Source organism: Spiroplasma endosymbiont of Glossina fuscipes fuscipes (assembly GCF_049669535.1).
Classification (GTDB): Bacteria; Bacillota_I; Bacilli_A; order Mycoplasmatales; family Mycoplasmataceae; genus Spiroplasma.
On the sequence record NZ_CP187162.1, the window covers coordinates 1161430 to 1179968 of the forward strand.

Annotated in this window: 18 protein-coding genes, 10 tRNA genes and 2 pseudogenes; 8 read left to right on the forward strand and 22 right to left on the reverse strand. The window is 26.2% G+C overall.

Annotated features, from left to right (window positions below):
- Positions 1-179 precede the first annotated feature (179 nt).
- Positions 180-794 carry a 30S ribosomal protein S4 gene (gene rpsD, locus ACOBWH_RS06940; RefSeq protein ID WP_424526271.1) on the forward strand — a complete coding sequence of 205 codons (615 nt, stop codon included), beginning with the start codon at positions 180-182 and terminating at the stop codon, positions 792-794.
- A gap of 45 nt (positions 795-839) precedes the next feature.
- Here the strand turns inward: rpsD and ACOBWH_RS06945 are convergent, their stop codons facing one another.
- The 4 genes and pseudogenes from ACOBWH_RS06945 to ACOBWH_RS06960 form a co-directional block, all read right to left on the reverse strand.
- The gene (locus tag ACOBWH_RS06945; RefSeq protein ID WP_424526272.1) at positions 840-998 is read right to left on the reverse strand and encodes a hypothetical protein; all 159 of its coding nucleotides are present in this window, start codon (positions 996-998) and stop codon (positions 840-842) included.
- A complete protein-coding gene (locus tag ACOBWH_RS06950) occupies positions 968-1228 on the reverse strand; it encodes a hypothetical protein (RefSeq protein ID WP_424526273.1) in 261 nt (86 codons plus the stop codon). Before ACOBWH_RS06950 ends, ACOBWH_RS06945 begins: the two co-directional genes overlap by 31 nt.
- A 171-nt stretch (positions 1229-1399) precedes the next feature.
- Positions 1400-2491: an Mbov_0401 family ICE element transposase-like protein gene (locus tag ACOBWH_RS06955; RefSeq protein ID WP_424526274.1), complete on the reverse strand. Its 1092-nt coding sequence runs from the start codon at positions 2489-2491 to the stop codon at positions 1400-1402.
- A 417-nt stretch (positions 2492-2908) separates the two neighbouring features.
- Positions 2909-4017, reverse strand: a pseudogene (locus ACOBWH_RS06960) (IS3 family transposase).
- Between the two features lie 1022 nt (positions 4018-5039).
- On the opposite strand from ACOBWH_RS06960, the gene ACOBWH_RS06965 reads away from it, so the two are divergent.
- The 6 genes and pseudogenes from ACOBWH_RS06965 (at position 5040) to ACOBWH_RS06990 (ending at position 9921) form a co-directional block, all read left to right on the forward strand.
- Positions 5040-5480 carry a DUF3627 domain-containing protein gene (locus ACOBWH_RS06965; protein ID WP_424526275.1) on the forward strand — a complete coding sequence of 147 codons (441 nt, stop codon included), beginning with the start codon at positions 5040-5042 and terminating at the stop codon, positions 5478-5480.
- A 152-nt stretch (positions 5481-5632) separates the two neighbouring features.
- Complete coding sequence (locus tag ACOBWH_RS06970; protein WP_424526276.1) at positions 5633-5836, forward strand: DUF2649 family protein; 204 nt, start codon at positions 5633-5635, stop codon at positions 5834-5836.
- Positions 5836-6848 (forward strand): annotated as a pseudogene (locus tag ACOBWH_RS06975) (hypothetical protein). The gene ACOBWH_RS06970 and the pseudogene ACOBWH_RS06975 overlap by 1 nt, the downstream one beginning before the upstream one ends.
- Positions 6841-7239, forward strand: a complete 399-nt coding sequence (locus tag ACOBWH_RS06980) for a hypothetical protein (RefSeq protein WP_004027786.1) — start codon at positions 6841-6843, stop codon at positions 7237-7239. The pseudogene ACOBWH_RS06975 and the gene ACOBWH_RS06980 overlap by 8 nt, the downstream one beginning before the upstream one ends.
- Positions 7239-7475: a hypothetical protein gene (locus tag ACOBWH_RS06985; protein WP_004027616.1), complete on the forward strand. Its 237-nt coding sequence runs from the start codon at positions 7239-7241 to the stop codon at positions 7473-7475. Before ACOBWH_RS06980 ends, ACOBWH_RS06985 begins: the two co-directional genes overlap by 1 nt.
- 280 nt (positions 7476-7755) lie before the next feature.
- The gene (locus ACOBWH_RS06990) at positions 7756-9921 is read left to right on the forward strand and encodes a spiroplasma phage ORF1-like family protein (protein WP_424526277.1); all 2166 of its coding nucleotides are present in this window, start codon (positions 7756-7758) and stop codon (positions 9919-9921) included.
- Positions 9922-9944: 23 nt separating this feature from the next.
- Here ACOBWH_RS06990 and ACOBWH_RS06995 read toward each other — a convergent pair whose 3' ends face one another.
- Positions 9945-10352: a lipoprotein gene (locus tag ACOBWH_RS06995; protein ID WP_424526278.1), complete on the reverse strand. Its 408-nt coding sequence runs from the start codon at positions 10350-10352 to the stop codon at positions 9945-9947.
- A 119-nt stretch (positions 10353-10471) separates the two neighbouring features.
- Between ACOBWH_RS06995 and ACOBWH_RS07000 the strand changes: the two genes are divergently transcribed.
- On the forward strand, positions 10472-11443 hold the full coding sequence (locus ACOBWH_RS07000; protein ID WP_424526279.1) for an IS30 family transposase: 972 nt from the start codon (positions 10472-10474) through the stop codon (positions 11441-11443).
- 240 nt (positions 11444-11683) lie between these two features.
- Here the strand turns inward: ACOBWH_RS07000 and ACOBWH_RS07005 are convergent, their stop codons facing one another.
- The 17 genes from ACOBWH_RS07005 to ACOBWH_RS07085 form a co-directional block, all read right to left on the reverse strand.
- The gene (locus tag ACOBWH_RS07005; RefSeq protein WP_424526280.1) at positions 11684-12079 is read right to left on the reverse strand and encodes a hypothetical protein; all 396 of its coding nucleotides are present in this window, start codon (positions 12077-12079) and stop codon (positions 11684-11686) included.
- A 180-nt stretch (positions 12080-12259) separates the two neighbouring features.
- Positions 12260-12541 carry a hypothetical protein gene (locus tag ACOBWH_RS07010; protein WP_424526281.1) on the reverse strand — a complete coding sequence of 94 codons (282 nt, stop codon included), beginning with the start codon at positions 12539-12541 and terminating at the stop codon, positions 12260-12262.
- Between the two features lie 145 nt (positions 12542-12686).
- Positions 12687-12860, reverse strand: coding sequence for a lipoprotein (locus tag ACOBWH_RS07015; protein WP_424526282.1), 174 nt, complete (start codon positions 12858-12860; stop codon positions 12687-12689).
- 154 nt (positions 12861-13014) lie between these two features.
- Positions 13015-13761, reverse strand: coding sequence for a glucosamine-6-phosphate deaminase (nagB, locus tag ACOBWH_RS07020; RefSeq protein ID WP_424526283.1), 747 nt, complete (start codon positions 13759-13761; stop codon positions 13015-13017).
- A 60-nt stretch (positions 13762-13821) separates the two neighbouring features.
- Positions 13822-14979 carry an N-acetylglucosamine-6-phosphate deacetylase gene (gene nagA / locus ACOBWH_RS07025; protein WP_424526284.1) on the reverse strand — a complete coding sequence of 386 codons (1158 nt, stop codon included), beginning with the start codon at positions 14977-14979 and terminating at the stop codon, positions 13822-13824.
- A 25-nt stretch (positions 14980-15004) separates the two neighbouring features.
- Positions 15005-15703 carry a hypothetical protein gene (locus ACOBWH_RS07030; RefSeq protein ID WP_424526285.1) on the reverse strand — a complete coding sequence of 233 codons (699 nt, stop codon included), beginning with the start codon at positions 15701-15703 and terminating at the stop codon, positions 15005-15007.
- A gap of 89 nt (positions 15704-15792) precedes the next feature.
- A tRNA-Phe gene (locus ACOBWH_RS07035) sits at positions 15793-15868 on the reverse strand.
- 5 nt (positions 15869-15873) lie between these two features.
- Positions 15874-15949, reverse strand: a tRNA-Asp gene (locus tag ACOBWH_RS07040).
- 2 nt (positions 15950-15951) lie between these two features.
- A tRNA-Met gene (locus tag ACOBWH_RS07045) sits at positions 15952-16026 on the reverse strand.
- A gap of 56 nt (positions 16027-16082) precedes the next feature.
- Positions 16083-16175: transfer RNA gene (locus ACOBWH_RS07050), tRNA-Ser, on the reverse strand.
- A gap of 31 nt (positions 16176-16206) precedes the next feature.
- Positions 16207-16283: transfer RNA gene (locus ACOBWH_RS07055), tRNA-Ile, on the reverse strand.
- Position 16284: 1 nt separating this feature from the next.
- Positions 16285-16361: transfer RNA gene (locus ACOBWH_RS07060), tRNA-Met, on the reverse strand.
- A gap of 33 nt (positions 16362-16394) precedes the next feature.
- Positions 16395-16470, reverse strand: a tRNA-Ala gene (locus ACOBWH_RS07065).
- Between the two features lie 15 nt (positions 16471-16485).
- A tRNA-Pro gene (locus ACOBWH_RS07070) sits at positions 16486-16562 on the reverse strand.
- A gap of 22 nt (positions 16563-16584) precedes the next feature.
- Positions 16585-16661: transfer RNA gene (locus ACOBWH_RS07075), tRNA-Arg, on the reverse strand.
- A 38-nt stretch (positions 16662-16699) separates the two neighbouring features.
- Positions 16700-16775 (reverse strand) — tRNA-Cys (locus tag ACOBWH_RS07080).
- Between the two features lie 93 nt (positions 16776-16868).
- Positions 16869-18488: a DAK2 domain-containing protein gene (locus ACOBWH_RS07085; RefSeq protein ID WP_424527441.1), complete on the reverse strand. Its 1620-nt coding sequence runs from the start codon at positions 18486-18488 to the stop codon at positions 16869-16871.
- Positions 18489-18539 lie beyond the last annotated feature (51 nt).

Genomic DNA, 18539 nt, shown 5'->3' on the forward strand with positions numbered 1-18539 from the left:
TTTCTAGACAACACAGAGAAGCAGCAGAATTGCATAGTAATGTCCTTAGTTTTTAAACATTTATGATTTAACCATTAAAAAGTAACCCTAGCTGTTAGAGCGAATCAAAAAACTTCCATTATTAGAGCACTTCAATGAATTTTTTTGTATGTCACAATGATATATAGGAGGTTTTTTTAATGGCACGTTATCGTGGAAGTACATTTAAAAAAGCAAGACGATACGGATTTAGTATCTTAGAAAACGATAAAGAATTTTCAAAAGGGAAAAAAAGAACAACAGCGCCAGGACAACATGGCCAACGTCGAACAAAATTATCAAACTACGGGTTACAATTACATGAAAAACAAAAAGTTCGTTACATGTATGGTTTAACAGAACGTCAATTCCGTAATACTTACACTAAATCAAAAAAAATGAAAGGAATTACCGGAACTAACTTCTTAATTATGTTAGAATCACGTTTGGATAACATTGTTCACCGTATGGGATTAGCACAAACAAGAGCTGGAGCTCGTCAATTAGTAAACCATGCCCATATTTTAGTAAATGGGAAAAAGGTTGATATCCCATCATATAGTTGTAAACCAGGTGATGTTATTAGTGTTAAAGAAAGTTCACAAAAAAATGTTAAAATCTTAGAAAGTTCACAAAGTCAAGTTAGCACACTGGAATTTGTAAAATTTGATAAAACTAAGCTGACTGGAACATATCTTCGTTTCCCTGTTCGTGAAGAATTAAATAGTAATATTAATGATGCACTAATCGTTGAATGATACAACCGTTTAGTATAAAAAACATCTCAAAGGAGATGTTTTTTTATTTTTAAATTTATTAAATTAGGTAATATCAATATTAAACATTATTGCTTGTTCTTTTTTAATTTTTTCAACAATGGTTGGATTAAATTTTGATTTTATTTCAAATTCAATATCTGTTACTTTACAACGAAGACCAATTGCTTGTCCTAAATCATTAATATTATTAATTTTTTTCATTGTTTAGTTGTTTTATCCAAATATTCAAAGATCATTTTTTCAGTAAATGTTGCCGATATTGAAATGCTTTCACTATTAATTAAATCAAGTTTCTTAAAAATAGCTTTCGCCAATAAATTCTTAACTGTTGCAGGATCTAAGATTACAAAATTATGATGATAATCAGTTTTACCAAAAAGAGCCTTTGGGATTGTGATAGTTATTCCTCAATCTTCATTTAAACTCTTCATAAATAAATGGGAGTGTTGCATATAAACGGGTATTATTTAATTTATTTAAAAACAAGAAACTTTTTTCTTTTATAAAAATATAATAACACAAAAAAATAAAAATACAAAAAATAATTTCATATTTTAACATACTAAAAAATAGTTTAAAAACTAAAATTAAATTATTTTAAATTAACTAAAATTAAATCTCATAATTTTTAAATCCAAAATATTTTTAAATGTTGAAAATGAAAATGTTTTATTCCCATATCCCAAACAAGATTTTGCAATTCTTGAAACATCACTTTCAGCAGATACGCCAATATTTCAGTCTTTATTTTGATTTAAAATACCATTTTTTAAATTAATAAAATACCTTAATTTAATTCTTTCATTCTGTAATGATTTTAAAAAAGTTATAAATTCGTCGTATTTTCCTTGTAAAAATAATTCCTTTGCGTGTAAATAATTTTTAAAGGATTCTTTACTACGATTACCACAATATATATTATTCTTTAATTCTCTTATTGTATGAAATCTATCAAATATAAACATACCATCTAAAATTTTAGCAGTTTTTTTAATCCATTTAGCACTATCCCCACCAATAATTAATTTAATATTTTCATAATTTTTAAAAAATTTCTGAATTTGTTTTTTAATAAAGAACGCATTAAATTCCGCACCCCAAGTTTTCTTATTAAGAAAAAAATAACAATACTTTTTATTTAAAAATTTATTATTTTCTTTTCCAGTATTAAATGAAATTATTCTAACAGTTTGCAAATAAGATTTATTATTTTTATTTTTTAAAGTTACATGGGCATCATCTAAATTAATATATAAATTTTTACAATTTTTCAAATCTATTTTTTTATCTTTTCTTTTTATTAATGCTTTTCGTAAAATACGCGAAACAGATGAACAATGTAATTTGCAATTAAACATATCTAATATATCACTATATCTTTTATTTTTTACTATTTCAGCAGTTATTTTTAGTTTTAAATCATTAATTATTCTTTGCCATTTTTTAACTCCAAATTGTTTATCAACAAGAGAAACATATTTTCACTTACCCTTATAAAGATATTTATAAATTCTTCTCTTATAAATTAATATTCCAAATTCTGTTTTAATTTTTCTAGTTTTTATTTCTTTTACAAAATATTTTGTTTTATCTCGTTTTTTAAAAATTATATCATCAGTTCCTTCTATCTTTTCTTTTAACTGATTTAAAGCATTTTCATAAATATTTACACTAAATTTATTAAAATTAAACATTTTATTATTTCCTTTCGTTATTAAATTAAAATTATTAGTTAATATATTTCATAAATTTACACCTACTTTAAAAAAGGTATAGTATAATTAAAAAAATTATAACATTTCACAGAAAGGAATAAATATATGAAAAAAATACTTTCTATTTTAGGAGTAACAACAACAAGTACAACAACATTAATTAGTTGTGAAAAACCAAATAACAATGAAAACGGGGGGGTAATAAACCAGAACCCATACCAGACCCACAACAACCACCAGAAAATAGTAAATGAACTAATATTCCTAGAACACAGGCACCTAATAAAGAATTTTTAACTGCTACTAATAAATGATATTTTTATATAAATAAATATGAAAATAATTATATAACAACAAGATTTTATTTTGGAATGGCAACACTTTTTAGGACACTTTTTATGTAGACTTCTGATTTCTAAATTCAACTGGAGTTAAGTAATTCAAACTACCATGAATTCGAATATTGTTGTATCAATTAATGAAATTAAATAGTTCCAACTTTAATTGTTCTAAATTTTTAAATTTTCGACCATTAATAAATTCAGTTTTAAAAGCTTTATAGGTTGTTTCAGCTACTGCGTTATCGTAAGGGCAACCTTTTGCACTTAATGATCTTTTAATATTAAATGTTAATAAAATTTCTTCAATAATTTTATTTTTAAATTCATTACCACAATCTGTATGAAACAACCTAATTTAATTTAGTGGTCGTGTTATTTTATAAAATGCCTGCTGAACTAGTTCAGCAGTTTTATTTGTTCCAGCGCTATAGCCAATTACTTCACGGTTAAATAAATCAATTAGTAAGCAAATATAATGTCATTTTGAACCAACTTGAACATAGGTTAAATCGCTCACAATAACTTCATTTTGTCTTTTATTACTAAACTCACGATTTAGAATATTACTAATTTGATCATTATTTACAGGAGATTTATGATTGTGATATTTTAATTTAGTATATTTTGATACTAAATTATTTATTGCCATAATTCTTCTAATTTTTCGTCGAGATAAAATAATGTTCTTTCTTGCTAAAATAATTTTAATTTTTCTAGCACCATAAACTTTATAGCTTTCTTTAAATGCACTGATAACTTCATTTTCATAAATATTAATTTCAGTTTTAGTGATCTTATTAATTTGATAATAATACTTTGATTTTGCTATTTTTAATATTTGACACATTTTCCTCACTGAATATTTGTCTTTATTGTTAGTAATTAATATTACTTTTTGCCGATTATCAATGCTGCTTGCTTTAAAATATCATTTTCCATTCGTAATTGTTTGTTTTCTTTTCGCAACTGAATAAGTTCATTTTCTTCAACAGAGCGATTGTCTTTAGCTTTAAAAGAACCAGAATTCTCAAATTTTTTTACTCATTGATAAAGAACTGCCTTTGAAATTTTATATTCGTTAATAATTTCAATATTACTTTTACCATTTTTATATAACATTACGATTTGTTTCTTGAATTCATCGGTGTACTGGTTTTTTGCCATTTTTATATTCCTGCTTTCCTAATAATTTTAGCTTATTTTTTTTACAGTCTACATAAATATGGTCCAAGTTATTGTAACCTATCCAATCTATATTGTTTATTATTCATAATATTGAGTCTATTATGAAAAAATATTTTTTTAGTAGGATTTAATAAAAATAAGAATATTTCTATTAAAGGTCATATTAGTAATAGATTTGGAAAATAAATTTTTATAATATTTTTTATAAATACACCTACTTTCTTTAAAATTTGTAAACAGTGTATAGTGTAAAAATATCAATTTAATTATAAATTATTAATTTTATATTTTAATAAATATTATTAAAAATTAAATAGTATTTTTCAGTGGCACACTAGCTTTTATGTGAATTGAATAAATAATTTTGTTGTTTATTTTTGCATTATACACTGTCTATAAAGTTAACAAGATGAAAAATCCTGTTTAAAGAAACTAAGGCACACTAGCTTTTTATGTGATATTTAAGGTATTATTATGGTTTTCTCTCTGTATAAAATATTTATAAATTTGTTAATTTATTAAAAATTCAAATAATAAAGTTAAAAGTTGTTATTAAAACTATTATTATTGAAATAATTGTTTTAATTGGTGATACCATTTATGATAAGCAAAAAATAGATGGTATCACGTTTGTAAAAAATGAATTTATTAAATAGAAAAATGAATTTATTATTTCTTCGATATTTTATTTCTCTTTTCTATTTAAAATAATTTATACAGAGAGAAAACCATAATAATATCAACTTAATTATAAACTTATGATTTTATATTTTAATAGTTATTGTTATAAATTAAATAGTATTTTTTAGTGTGCCAATTTTTACTATTTTATATATTTAACATTGTTAATAACATTGTTTATTAAACATTAAATAAACAATATATTAGCATTATGTATAACATTGTTAATAATCAATGTTTTTATCAATAAATAAGCAATATATGAACATTAAATATAACATTGTTAATTAGAAACAATGTTTATTAAGGAGTTGATAAAATTGAGTAATTTTGTTAAGAAAAATAAAAATATAGAAAATTATTTTATTCGTAAAGAGTTAATAGTTTTTGAAACAGATAAAGCAAGTTTTATAAATTTGCCTAATCATAATAAACATATTGGTTTTTGATTAAGTAATAAGTTTATTTATCCGAGTGAAAAACATTCTGATCAAGTTGCTATTGGTTTAATTTATGATAATTCTTATCCTATTGTAAAATATGATGAAAATTTAAAACGCCATATTTGAAAATATTTAACTGGAACAGAATTAATTAATTTGTATAATCAATATAAACAAAATTATTTTAACAATATGCACAAAGCATTATTTTCAAATGAACCTAAAAAAGTAAAAACAAATAATAACAATAATAATTTAATAAATTGAAATGATGGAAAAGTACAACAATTAATCAATGATTTAGAAAGTTTAAATTAAATGAGTTTATATGACTATTGAGTTCAATTTGTTAGTTATATTATTGGTTCAAATGCCCCTGAATTTTTATATGTGATATCGTTTGTATTATTTATCGTTTTATTTTTTGGGATGTTTTTAAAACTTATTCAAAAAATGTGGAGTTTTTAAAAATGCAAAATGATTGAGAAAAATTAAAAGAGTTTTTTATTCATATCTTTTTGTTTATAACTAAAACAAATGTTGAAAGTATTACAACTTGAAATTTAACGCAAAATGAATATTTAACTCTGATGGTTGGTGTTTGAATTGTTATTTTGTTTTTAACTTGGTTTTTGTTATGAATGATTTTTAAAATAGTTGGGTATTTTAAGTAATGAAAAAGTTTATATTTTTTTTAAAAAATTATTGTTATATTAGCAGTTCAATGATTTTGTTTAGTTTAATTGATTTATTGCTTTGAATAATTTCATTAAATTATACTGGTTTAGTATTCTGATTATTGTTTGCTTTGCAGTGTGTTTATTTTGTGTGATAAGTATGAAAAAACATATTTTATCAGTTAAATGCTTTTCGGTTAGTAAGTTTTGTTTGAGATAATCCGTTATCGATAATTATTGGTAAATTAGGAACCGGAAAAACTTTACTTTTAACTTATTTATCACAAACTATGAAATTATTAACAGATAAAATTTATAGTAATTATCCGTTAGAAGATGATAAAGTTAAAGTTTTAACATTTAAAAATTTAGATTTTACAGATAGAACAAAACCAGTTCCCCCTGATGACAGTGTTATTTTATTTGATGAAAGTTATTTATATATTGATGGAACTAGTCCCCACGATGAGAAAAAAGTTCATAGTGGTAAAATTCCGTGAATTGTTTTAGCAAGACATTTTGGTAATCGTGCTTTGTTTACAGCTCAACGTGAGGGTATGATTTGAAATAATATCCGACAATTAGCAAGTGGTATTATTATTCCAATTTCACTGAAAAAACCGATTGCTAAAAAGGATTTAATTTTTTTAATCGGTTCTTTATTATGCGAATTGGCATTTTTCAAGATATTACGGATTATGAAATTTGAAAAACAAAATCAGTAGAACGAACAGCAGAAGGTAAACGAGCAAAACATAAGTCGGATGTTGGATTAGGAATTCGGTTTTTTAAAATAATTATTCCGTTAGAATTTGCACAGAAATATGATAGTCAATGATTAAAGTTTGTGCGTGATTTAAAAAATGATGAAATAATTAATAACAAAGAATACTATTGGTCAGAAATTACTAAATTGAGTGTTAAAGAGCGTTTAGAATTGTTTGATATTGATATTTTGAAAAAGAATTTAAAACCTAAAAAAGAAAAAGGAAGTGGTAAAAATGATTAATTTATTATCAGAAAGTAGTAATTGAGATAAGATTTTTAGTTTTATTTTTGATGTATTTTTGTTTATTTTTGATGTAATTTGAAATACAAAATTACCAATGACGAATACGACAATTGCTTATTTTATTATCTTTTTTATGGTTGTTAAGTTATCTATTTATGCAATTCACGGTACAAGAACTCAATACAACGAATTAGGCTCAACAGTACAAAGTGGTGTATCAAATATTTATTCTGCAACTGCTCGTGGAGTTTCAGATACTAAACAAGGTATGCAAAAACATATTAAAGATCGTAAACAGTTTAAAATTAATCGTAATAAACAACAATTATCAAATTTAGCAAAACAAGCAAAAACAAGAGAACAAGGATATCGGAGAGTGAATAAATAATGATTAGATTAGTTTTATTAGTTGCGGCAATTGCTATTTTTGGAACAGGATTTATTACAGTTATTATTAATCAGTTGACATCAGCAAAAAATATCATTATGGATTTATATAATTCTGATACTTTTTTACTTTCGTTGTTTGGTAAAATGGCAATTTTGTTTAGTCATCCGTTAATGTTAACAATATCAAGTTTATATATTGTTGGGTTTATTGTTTCAAAAACACTGTATAGTTAGGAGTTGAATTTATGAAAAGTAAAATTTTAAAATTTTAAAAAGAAAAATGATGAAAAATATTATTATATTTTTTGGTAATTAGTTTAGGAATGTTCGTACCTTTTCTTTATATTGATATTAAAGAATTTCAATTATTTTTGATTAAATTTGGTTCAGTTTCTTCAATTATGTGTATTGGATATATAATTTTTTGAATTTTAACTGTTGCGGGAATTATTGATTTAATATTATGAATTAAGAAAAAAATTAATAAAGATATAGTTAAAGGTAGTAAAGAATAATGCGTAAGTCATTATCTTTATTTGCGATATCTATTTTAGGGATTTTAAGGTTAATTATTCCTTTTATTACTTTAACAGCATTCAAACCATTACATCAGCAAAATTATACTGTTAATCAACAAACAACGGGAATGAATGAAACTGATTTTATTAATACAATGTTTTTACGCAGTAGTTTTTTTGAAAATTGGTCTGAAACAAATTATTTTATTAATCCGACTTTAAAAACATCACAATCATTAAATTATAATGATAAGTGATATTTAGATTTTTTAAAGGATAGTTATTCAACGGGAATTTCATTTGATAAGCCTAGTGATGAATTTATGGATTTATATAAAAATTGAGATACTTATACTAAACAATATAACATTGATAAATTTTATGACATTGATAAAAAACAATTTTTAAAAGAATTAATAAATTTTTCTTATTCTTTTGCAAAGTATTTTAATACTTTTGAAATAATTAATAAATTAGAAAAAAGTGTTGATAATTTACAAATTGTTAATTTAGTTCATCAAAATTGAAAATTAATTCCTAATTGACAAGATGAAATTTCTAATTGACAAGAAGAAAATAATAAAAAAACTTATATTGGAATTATAAAAATTGAAGCAGGTTGAACTGTTATAAAATGGATTGGTAAAGATCTTGATTATAAATATCAATATAAATCAATTTATCGTTGAGATGGAAGAAACGATAAACCTGAAATACCAACAGTTGATAATAATGGCAATTTTATTTTTTGAATTAATAATGAATATCAAAATACCCGTTCTTTTTTATTAAAGTATATTAATGTTATTGTTCAAGAAAATATTAGAGTTCAGCAAGGTGGAAATCCAAACTATGATGATCCAAATTTAGGTAGTCAAAGAATAATTTTTGATTTTAAAATTATTAATAATATGGAAAAATTAGATTGAAAACCTGATATTATTTTAACTAGAAAATCAATTTATCGAATGATTTTAACCATTGATGAGTATAAAAATATTGTTGCTGGTAGTTTAGAATTAACACATCTTAAACAATATTGGGATGGTAATAATGCAAATAGTTATCGGTATACTGATGATTTAGGTTTTTTGTTTACTTTTATGAAAGAAAAAGATAGTATCTTTAATTTTAGTGCTGAAACATATAATTATAATCAACGTAGTACTCCTAATACTGGTAAAGATATTTTAGAACAGATGAAAGGTCAAATTGATATTAATAAGTTTTTAAAAGCATTTTTTGCTCATGCATTAGTACCTGTGTTTCAAAATCGTAGTAATTTTATTGAAAGTGGGTATATTGATAATTTACAATATGATACTGTTTTAATTAATTTTTTTGGTTTGAAATTAGTTAATTTTAGAGATGTTTTAATTGATGAAAAAAATACTAATAAAAATCAATTTGAAAAATTATTAAATAGTATGTTTACAGTTTCACAAAACTTTTATAAAGATTATTTACGAACAATTTTTGACTTGGAAAATAATACTTATGTGCAAGGATATAATAAAAAATATGGTTTATTAGCGAATAATGGTTTTAAAATTTATCCTCGTTATTTTTATTTTTCAGATAAATATAATCAATTAGATATTAAATTGTATTCAGCATTTAAAAATCGGTTTTATAACACAAATTATGGTAATGTATTTAATTATGATTTTTCAGTTGCAAATGATTATAATATTAATCAAAATGAGGGTTATATTTTTGAAGGTGCTTTAAAAGATAAATATGGTTTAAAATATAAGAAAATTGAAGAACAAAAAATTGGTTATAATGTTTTTGAATTGCAAGCACAAAAAGAAAATGATATGTATCGTTATTATGATTTTAATTTTGGAATATATAACTGACAAGAAATAAACAATGGTGGATTATTTCCTGATGGGCAATGATGACAAGCACAATATGAAAGTTGTAGTTGATATAATTTAGCGTGTCATATCAGAAATGCGGCAATTTGAATTGTTAATAATATTCCTGGTGTAAAACAAGTAAATGAATTAGCGAGTGGAGTTGGGAAAATTTTTCAAACAATATATAGTTTTTTCAGTCAAACATTCGAAGTGTGAAAATTTAGTCCAGTATTATATAATACAATAACGAATGTATTTTTATTAATTATATTTATGAAATTTGTACGTTTAATATAATAAAAGGAACTATATAGTTCCTTTTATTCTTTTCAATCAGTAATTTCACCTGTAGTATTATTAATTTCAAATGTTTTAGGTTCTCCAACACCATCTCAACGATAAATTGATTTATATTGATATTTATAATCAAGATCTTTACCAATCCATTTTATAACAGTTCAACCTGCTTCAATTTTTATAATTCCAATATAAGTTTTTTTATTATTTTCTTCTTGTCAATTAGAAATTTCATCTTGTCAATTAGGGATTAATTTTCAATTACTTCCAATTGGTGGTTCTTGTGGTTTTTCTTGTTTAGGATCTGGTTTCGGTTCAGGATTATTACTTTCCCCGTTTTTATTGTTATTTGGTTTTTTACAACTAATTAATGATGTTGTACTTGTTGCTGTTAATTCAATTATTCCTAAAATGCTAAGTCATTTTTTCATATTTTACTTCTCCTTTATTAAAATTACTTGAATGCTATAATTGATTTTATCATATATCAATAATGTATTAAATAATTTTAATATTAAATTTATAAATTAATGAAAGGTATATAAATGTTATGTATAGTCATTTAAGTTTTATTGATAAGGTTAAATTGGAAAAATTATTATTATTAAAATTATTTTTAAAAAAGAATGGTAAAATAAATATTTCACAGATTGCTAAATGTTTGAATAGACATCGTAGTACTATTTTGCGAGAAATTAAGCGTTTTAAAACGATTAATGAATATAGTGCTTATAAGTCAGATAAAATGTATTATGAGAAAAGAAAAAAGAATAATAAAAGATATAAGTTTACAGAAGAACAATTAAATTTTATTAATATAAGATTTAATGTTTATCGTGATTCTCCATCACAACTTATTTATCGTTATTTTATAAAGTTTGGTATTAAATTTCCTGTTTGTGTTAAAACATTGTATAAATGAATTCGTTTGGGTTTTTATGGTTTTTTAAAACAGAATTTATGTCATCGTGGTAAAAAATATAAAACAAAAGGAAAATTTGATAATCGTGGTAAATTAATTAATTTTAAATCAATATGAGATATTAAGAATAAAGAAACTGATGTTGGTTGATTTGAAATGGATACTGTAGTTGGAAAAGACCATCAATCTAGTAATTTGGTTTTAGTTGAACAAAATAGTAAAAATTATTTTGTTATGAAATTAAAAAATCATACTGCTAATGAAGTTGTGAAAAAGTTTAAAGATATTGTTATAAATAATAATTTATTTGGAAAAATTAAAGGAATAATAACTGATAGAGGAAAAGAATTTAGTAAATGAAGAGAATTAGAAATATTTGCTGAAACACAAATTTATTTTTGTGATCCTGGTAAACCACAACAAAAACCATTAATTGAATATATGAATTCTGAACTTAGAGAATGATATCCTGAGGGAACTGATTTTAATAATGTTAGTCAACAAAAAATAAATTGAGTAGTTAATGTTATAAATGATAAATTAAGGCCTATTTTAAATTGAAGAACGGCAAAAGAGGTATTTTTAGAGAATTTTAAATAAGTTTATTTGAATAATTTAATAAACTATTTTTCAGTGTGCTTAATTTTCCTTAAAATGAAATAAAAATTATAAATATTTTAATTTTTAAAATTTATAATTGATTTTTTATGATTTTTATTATATTATTTGATTAATAAGATTTGTTGCATTTCATTTTACATGATTCCAATTAAAAATAATTCTGTAATTGCATAACTAATTTTGACCCCATTTTCACTTTGTTCTCATGGTTTGTTGTATTTAAACCTTCCCACTTTCAATAGAAGACCCTGATGTTTCTAATAATAACGGTTCACTAACAGATGATCATTCACCTTTTTCATTTTGTCAGCCTTCTAAAATATTATGCAAAAGTGATTCAATATTAGTATTAAACTTTAAAAATTCTTCATCCTTGTTATTAGTAATGTCTTTAATTGTTTTATTTTTAATTTTACTATTAACACCTAAAAAACCATCATTATTGATATTTTGTGGTTTAGCAAATAAATATTTTCCTAATAAAAGAAATTTATTATCCAGGTTACTAGTATCTTTTTCTTGTTGCATAAAATTATTAAAATTAATAATGTTTGGTAATAATGCATTTAAGATATCAAGATACTTTCCTTGATATTTTATTGTAAATTCTTCCAATATTGTTTGTTCACCCGAAAAAACCCTCACAGTCTTCTCTTCATAAGTTACTAAAATCAGAATTTAATTTTAAATTGTCAATAAATTCATTTCATTGTTTTCAATTTGGATCAGTCTCATTAAATTCTGTTGGTATTACTGTTGGCAAAGTGCCCACGGAACTAACATTAGTTAATAATTTTAATATTTTAGTAAAAAAGATCTCTGTTCAAGTAATGAAACATTTAACTTTTCACTATCACCATCTAAATTAATAATATTTTCTTTTATTAGTTCAACTTCTTTAATATTTAAATTATTAATTATAAAGTAAACTGAAAAAATTGTATTTTCTTGTTCAGTTATTTTATTATTTGTTAAAACATAACCTTTAAATTTTGCAGTTAATTGTAAATCACCATGCGCTTTTCATCGCCCTGTTTCATCAACTGTAATTTCCTTAAAGTTAGCAGGCGTTATCACTAATTCATTTTTGATATCAGCAAATTGATCATCGTATAGTTTTTTTAATTATATCGTCCGCTTGAATATCGTTATAATTTTCATTATCTAAAATCATTGGATTTGCTTTAGAATAGGAGTTGATTTTTTCATTAAAATTTTTCTCCTAGTTTTCAAGTTCTTTCTTTTCTTTTTCTTTTTGTTCTTTATCTTCTTTTTCATCATCAACTTCTGTTGTCGGATCTATTGATGCAATTTTATTTTGTTTACAAGCAATCGTTCCTAAACCCGTTGTACTAATAAATGTTAAACCACTTAAAAGTGTTAAAAGCTTTTTCATCTTTCCACTCCTTTCTTTTAAGCAAAAAAATACAATTTTTATTAAAAATTTTAACATTATTATCAAATTAATAAATTATTATATCACCCCAAAAAAAAAAAAAAAAAGTTTTAGCAACTTTAATTTCAATAATTGTTAGAACTTTTCTTAAACATTAACTAATATTAATTCCATGCGTTTGCAATAAAGCAGCAGCTGTCTTATCAACCACAACAGTAACATCTTTATGCATCTGTAAGACAGTACATGGTCATAGATTATCTATTTCTCCCTCAACTAATTGTTTAATTGCTTGCGCCTTGTTTGAACCATTAGCAATTAAAATAATTTTTTTGGCATTTAAAATTGATTTAATTCCCATTGATACTGCTTGTTTAGGAACTTCATCAACCGAAGCAAAAAAACGAGCATTTGCTTGAATTGTTGTATCTACCAAGTCAACAACACCTGTTAAGGAATTAAAATCAGCTGGTGGTTCATTAAATCCCACATGCCCATTTGTCCCGACACCTAATAATTGTAAATCAATTCCCCCAGTTTTAGCAATTAATGCATCATATTCTTTTGCCCCAGCAACATAATCACCTGTTCCTGATGGCACATAAGTGTTATTTTTATCAATATTAAGATGATCAAATAACTTTTCATTCATAAAATAATGATAACTTTGAAGATGAGTTGGTTCTAAACCAATATATTCATCTAAATTAAAAGTTGTCACTTTACTTCAATCAGTTTTGTTTTTTTGATAATCTTCAATAAGATACTGGTAAATTGGTTCTGGTGAAGAACCGGTTGCTAACCCAAAAATTGCCTTTGGATTTTGTTGTACTGTATTTACAAAAATTTGGCCAACAACCTTCCCAATTGCATTTTTATCTTCAACAACAATTAATTTCATCTTTTAAACCTCATTTCTTACTATTTTATTATTATATACTATAAAATAAAAAGTTCTTTATTACTTTAATTCCAGTTGTGAATAAGCAACTTCACCTTCAGACAATGTCATTAAAACCTTTAATTCTGAATCCAACACGACTAAATCCGCTAATTTTCCAACAGCAATTGAGCCGGTTTTTTCAAAAATTCCTAATTGTTTAGCAATATTAGTACTAACAACCAACGCTAATTCTTGTAATGAACAATTAGTAAAGTGATAGAAATTACGAACACAATAATCATATGTTGCAACTGACCCCGCAATTGTATCAGTCCCTTTAATAACAACTTTTTGTCCCGTTTTAACAACTGGTAGGGGCCCAAATTGATATTCACCATCAGGAAGACCTTTTGCAAACATCGCATCAGCAATTAATGCAATCCCAGATGCTCCTTTAATTTTGTAGGTTAAATTAATAATTTTTTCATTAACATGAACGCCATCACTAATTAACTCCCCTACAACTTCATTAAAATTTAAAACAGCTGGAACAATCCCTGGGTGACGATGATCATACTTACTCATTGCATTATATAAATGTGTCACATGTTTAACCCCCATTTTTACCCGTTCTGCCACTAAATCAAACGTCGCATTTGAATGTCCAATTGATGGTAAAATGTTATGTTCTAATAAAAACTTTGTAAAACTACCGTCTTCTTCTTCAGCAGCATAGGTCACAATTCGAATATTATCATTTGAAACTGTTATTCATTTTTTCAAAAGATCAATGTTTGGTGCTTGTAAAAGGGTCTCATCGTGAGCCCCCTTAAAGGTTTTTGAAATAAACGGTCCTTCTAAATGGGCTCCAATTTGGCGCGCTTGTGGTCCTTTATTATAATTTGCCATATAATCTTGATAAACGGTTAAAATTGCTGTTATTGTTTCATCACTACCAGTAATAACTGTTTGACAATATTTTGTTATTCCTTCTTGTGCTGCTAACCGGGCAAATTTTTGAAAACTCGCAATTGTTCCTTTTTCGGTATCTTCACCATAACCACCATGAACATGACAATCAATAAATCCTGGCATAATAATTGCTTCTTGTAAATCATATCCCGGTTCAACAGTACTACCAGCATTAATGCTAATAATTTTATTATCTTTAATTTCTAACCAACCATTTGCAATAACTTCATCTTCACAAACTATTTTTGCATTTTTTAAAATCATCTTCTTTATCTCATCTTTCTATTTTTTAAAAAGTAAAATTTAATGGTAATTTTTTTAAATCAAATGTCACTTTTTTTCGTCCCAAACAACGATACAAGAGCGCTAAAATTAACATATGATTATTTTCTCGAAGTAAATAAGTTTGTTTGCCAACAGTAATTTTAACACCAATATCAATATATTCAACGCTATGAATATTGTTTAAATTAAATTGCACAACCTTTGGATTATTATTTTTATCAAGACCGTCAATAATAAACCGTTTATTAGTGATTAACAACACTCCTTTACAAAAAAACTTAATCTCATTTTCGGCCGTAAAAAGATGAATATTAACGGCATTGTTTTTAAAATGACATTTCTCCTTTTGTTCTAAGTCAAAAGCCACCGGCAGGACTTTTAACGGTCGTCACAAGGTAAAATTAACCTCTTCAACATTATAAATAAATTCTTGTTCCCGCCCATTTAAAACTAAGTCTAATTTCCGTTGATATTTATAAAAACGATGAATAAAATCTTGCGTATAAGCAAAATTTTTTAAAATTCATCGTTTAAAAATCCAATATTTAAAACTCCGAAAATTTTGTTCGCCCATTTTTTTCTGATAACAGTCTAACACAAACCGTGGTTTGTACTTAAAATTATCTTCATTAAGAGCAAACTTCCACTCTTCGCGTTTTAAATAAAAAGTTACATCTTTTGTCATTCTTGAAAACATTTTCATCACCTTTGTTAATTATACAACAAAATAAAAAAACTCTAAACTAATCAATGATTAATTTAGAGTCTAGGGTTATTTTTAACTAAATTCAATGGTGGTTCAGGACGGAATTGAACCGCCGACACTTTGAGCTTCAATCAAATGCTCTACCAACTGAGCTACTGAACCACGATTGGCGGTCTTGACGGGGCTCGAACCCGCGATCTCCTCTGTGACAGAGAGGCATGATAACCACTTCACTACAAGACCATTGGTTGCGGGGGCAGGACTTGAACCTGCGACCTTTGGGTTATGAGCCCAACAAGCTACCACTGCTCCACCCCACAATTTTAATACTATCATATTTTAACTTTTAATTGCAAGTTTTTTCTTTCAAAAAAAATGGCGGAAGATGAGGGATTCGAACCCCCGCGCGGCTTTCACCGCCTGTCGGTTTTCAAGACCGATCCCTTCAACCAGGCTTGGGTAATCTTCCACGATACTCTAAAAGCAATTAAATATATAAATGGTGGACCCTACTGGACTTGAACCAGTGACCATCCGGTTATGAGCCGGATGCTCTAACCAACTGAGCTAAGGGTCCATGGTAGCGAGAAAGAGACTTGAACTCTTGACCTCCCGGGTATGAGCCGAGCGCTCTAACCAGCTGAGCTATCCCGCCATATAAAAATTTTAATTGCTTTTTGTAAATTAATGGTGGACCCGAACGGGATCGAACCGTCGACCCCCTGCGTGCAAGGCAGGTGCTCTCCCAGCTGAGCTACGGGCCCAAAATTACATAAAAATGGTCGGAAAGACAGGATTCGAACCTGCGACCCCTCGGTCCCAAACCGAGTGCTCTACCAAGCTAAGCTACTTTCCGAAAAAAATAACATTTAAATAAATGGCGCGCCCAGAAGGATTCGAACCCTCAACCTTTTGATCCGTAGTCAAACGATCTATCCAATTGATCTATGGGCGCATAGAAATAAAACTATTTAAATGTTAGTCCGATTTAAATGGAGGCACTAGTCGGACTCGAACCGACGATCGGGGAGTTGCAGTCCCATGCCTTAGCCACCTTGGCTATAGTGCCATAAAATCTAAACCCTTACTATATTATCATATTCACAATGCATTTCAACTAAAATAGATAAAAAACTTAAAATCATTTTCTTAATAAAATTTTTTACTCAACAGCAATTAAGAATGAGTATAATGGTTGATCACCATCAATAAATTCATATTCAACATCAAAACTTTCATCAAGATATTTTCGAATCGCATTAATATCACGTCTTTCGGCATCTTCTCCCGTGAAAATTGTAACAATTTCAGTTGATTTACTAATTGCACGGTCAAACAAACATTTCATCGTCTTTGATAAGGTCGGATATGAACAAACAATTTTTTTATTCATAATCCCCATATATTCTCCTTTATTAATTTTGACTCCATCAATTGATGTTGTCTTTGCAGAAACAGTAATTCCTAAACTTGTCACGTTTTTTAAACTTGATTTTAAAGTTGAAAAATTCTTTTTCGCAATTTCACCTAGTTCAAACGATAACGACGCAACCATCCCTTCTTGAATCGAAGTTGTTGGAACAACATAAACATTTGATTTTCGTTCAACTTTTGCTGCTTGTTGAGCTGCTAAAATTGCATTACTATTGTTAGGTAAAATAAAGACATCAACTGCATCAACGGCTTCAATGGCACTTAAATAATCATCTGTTGAAGGATTCATTGACGAACCACCATTAACAGTATATTGAATATTTAAATCACTTTTAAAAAATTGTGCAATTCCATTTGCCGGTGTTACCGCAATAATTGCCGCGGGATTTTTTAATTCCCGTTCAGCCTTAATTGTTTTAACATGTTTTGCTGCTTGTAAATTCATATTTTCAATTTTAATATTTTTAAATTCACCATGTTGTTGTAAAAATGTTAAAGCGTTTCCCGGCATTAAGGTATGAACATGCACTTTTAAAATGTCATTATCAACAACAGCTACAATTGAACGACCACCTTGATCTTCTAATGTCTGGCGAACTTGCGTAACATTAATTTTATTAATATGCTTGCTATCTAAGATAACAATTGCTTCAGTACAATAACCAAATTCTTCGTTTTGTAAATCCATAACAACATTATCACCAGTATTTTCAATTTGTTTTTTTCGTTGTGGCACAATTTTTCCGGTTTTTCAATACGCTGTAATTCCTTCAAAAATTTTTACTAATCCAAAACCACCCGAATCAACAACCCCAACTTCTTTTAAAACCGGTAATAACTCTGGTGTATTATTTAAAGATTCTGTTGCAAAATCAACAATTTTCTGAAATAAATCAGAAAGTGGAATCTCTTGGTCCAATGTTGAAACATGTTCTGCCGTTTCACGAATGACAGTTAAAATTGTCCCTTCAACAGGTTTCATCACAGCTTTATAAGCTACTTCTTTGGCTTCCAAAATTCCTGCTTTAACTGAATCAAAATTTAATTCGTCAAACTCTTTCAAACCATTAGCAAAACCACGAAAAATCTGTGACAAAATAACACCAGAATTCCCCCGTGCCCCCATAATTAATCCTCGAGCAAAAACATCAGCAATTTTGCTAATTGACTCTGAATTAAGGTCATTAATTTCCTTAACAGCATTCGTCATTGTTAAATTCATATTTGTCCCTGTATCACCATCAGGAACTGGAAAAACATTTAATTTATCAATTTCTGGATAAAAGTTATATAAATTGTTATACCCGCTGATTAGTGAATCTTTAAAAGATTTTGCATTAAATTCCATTTCTATCACCTTTACATTTTTCATCTAATTACTTTTCCCTTTTTTAATTCT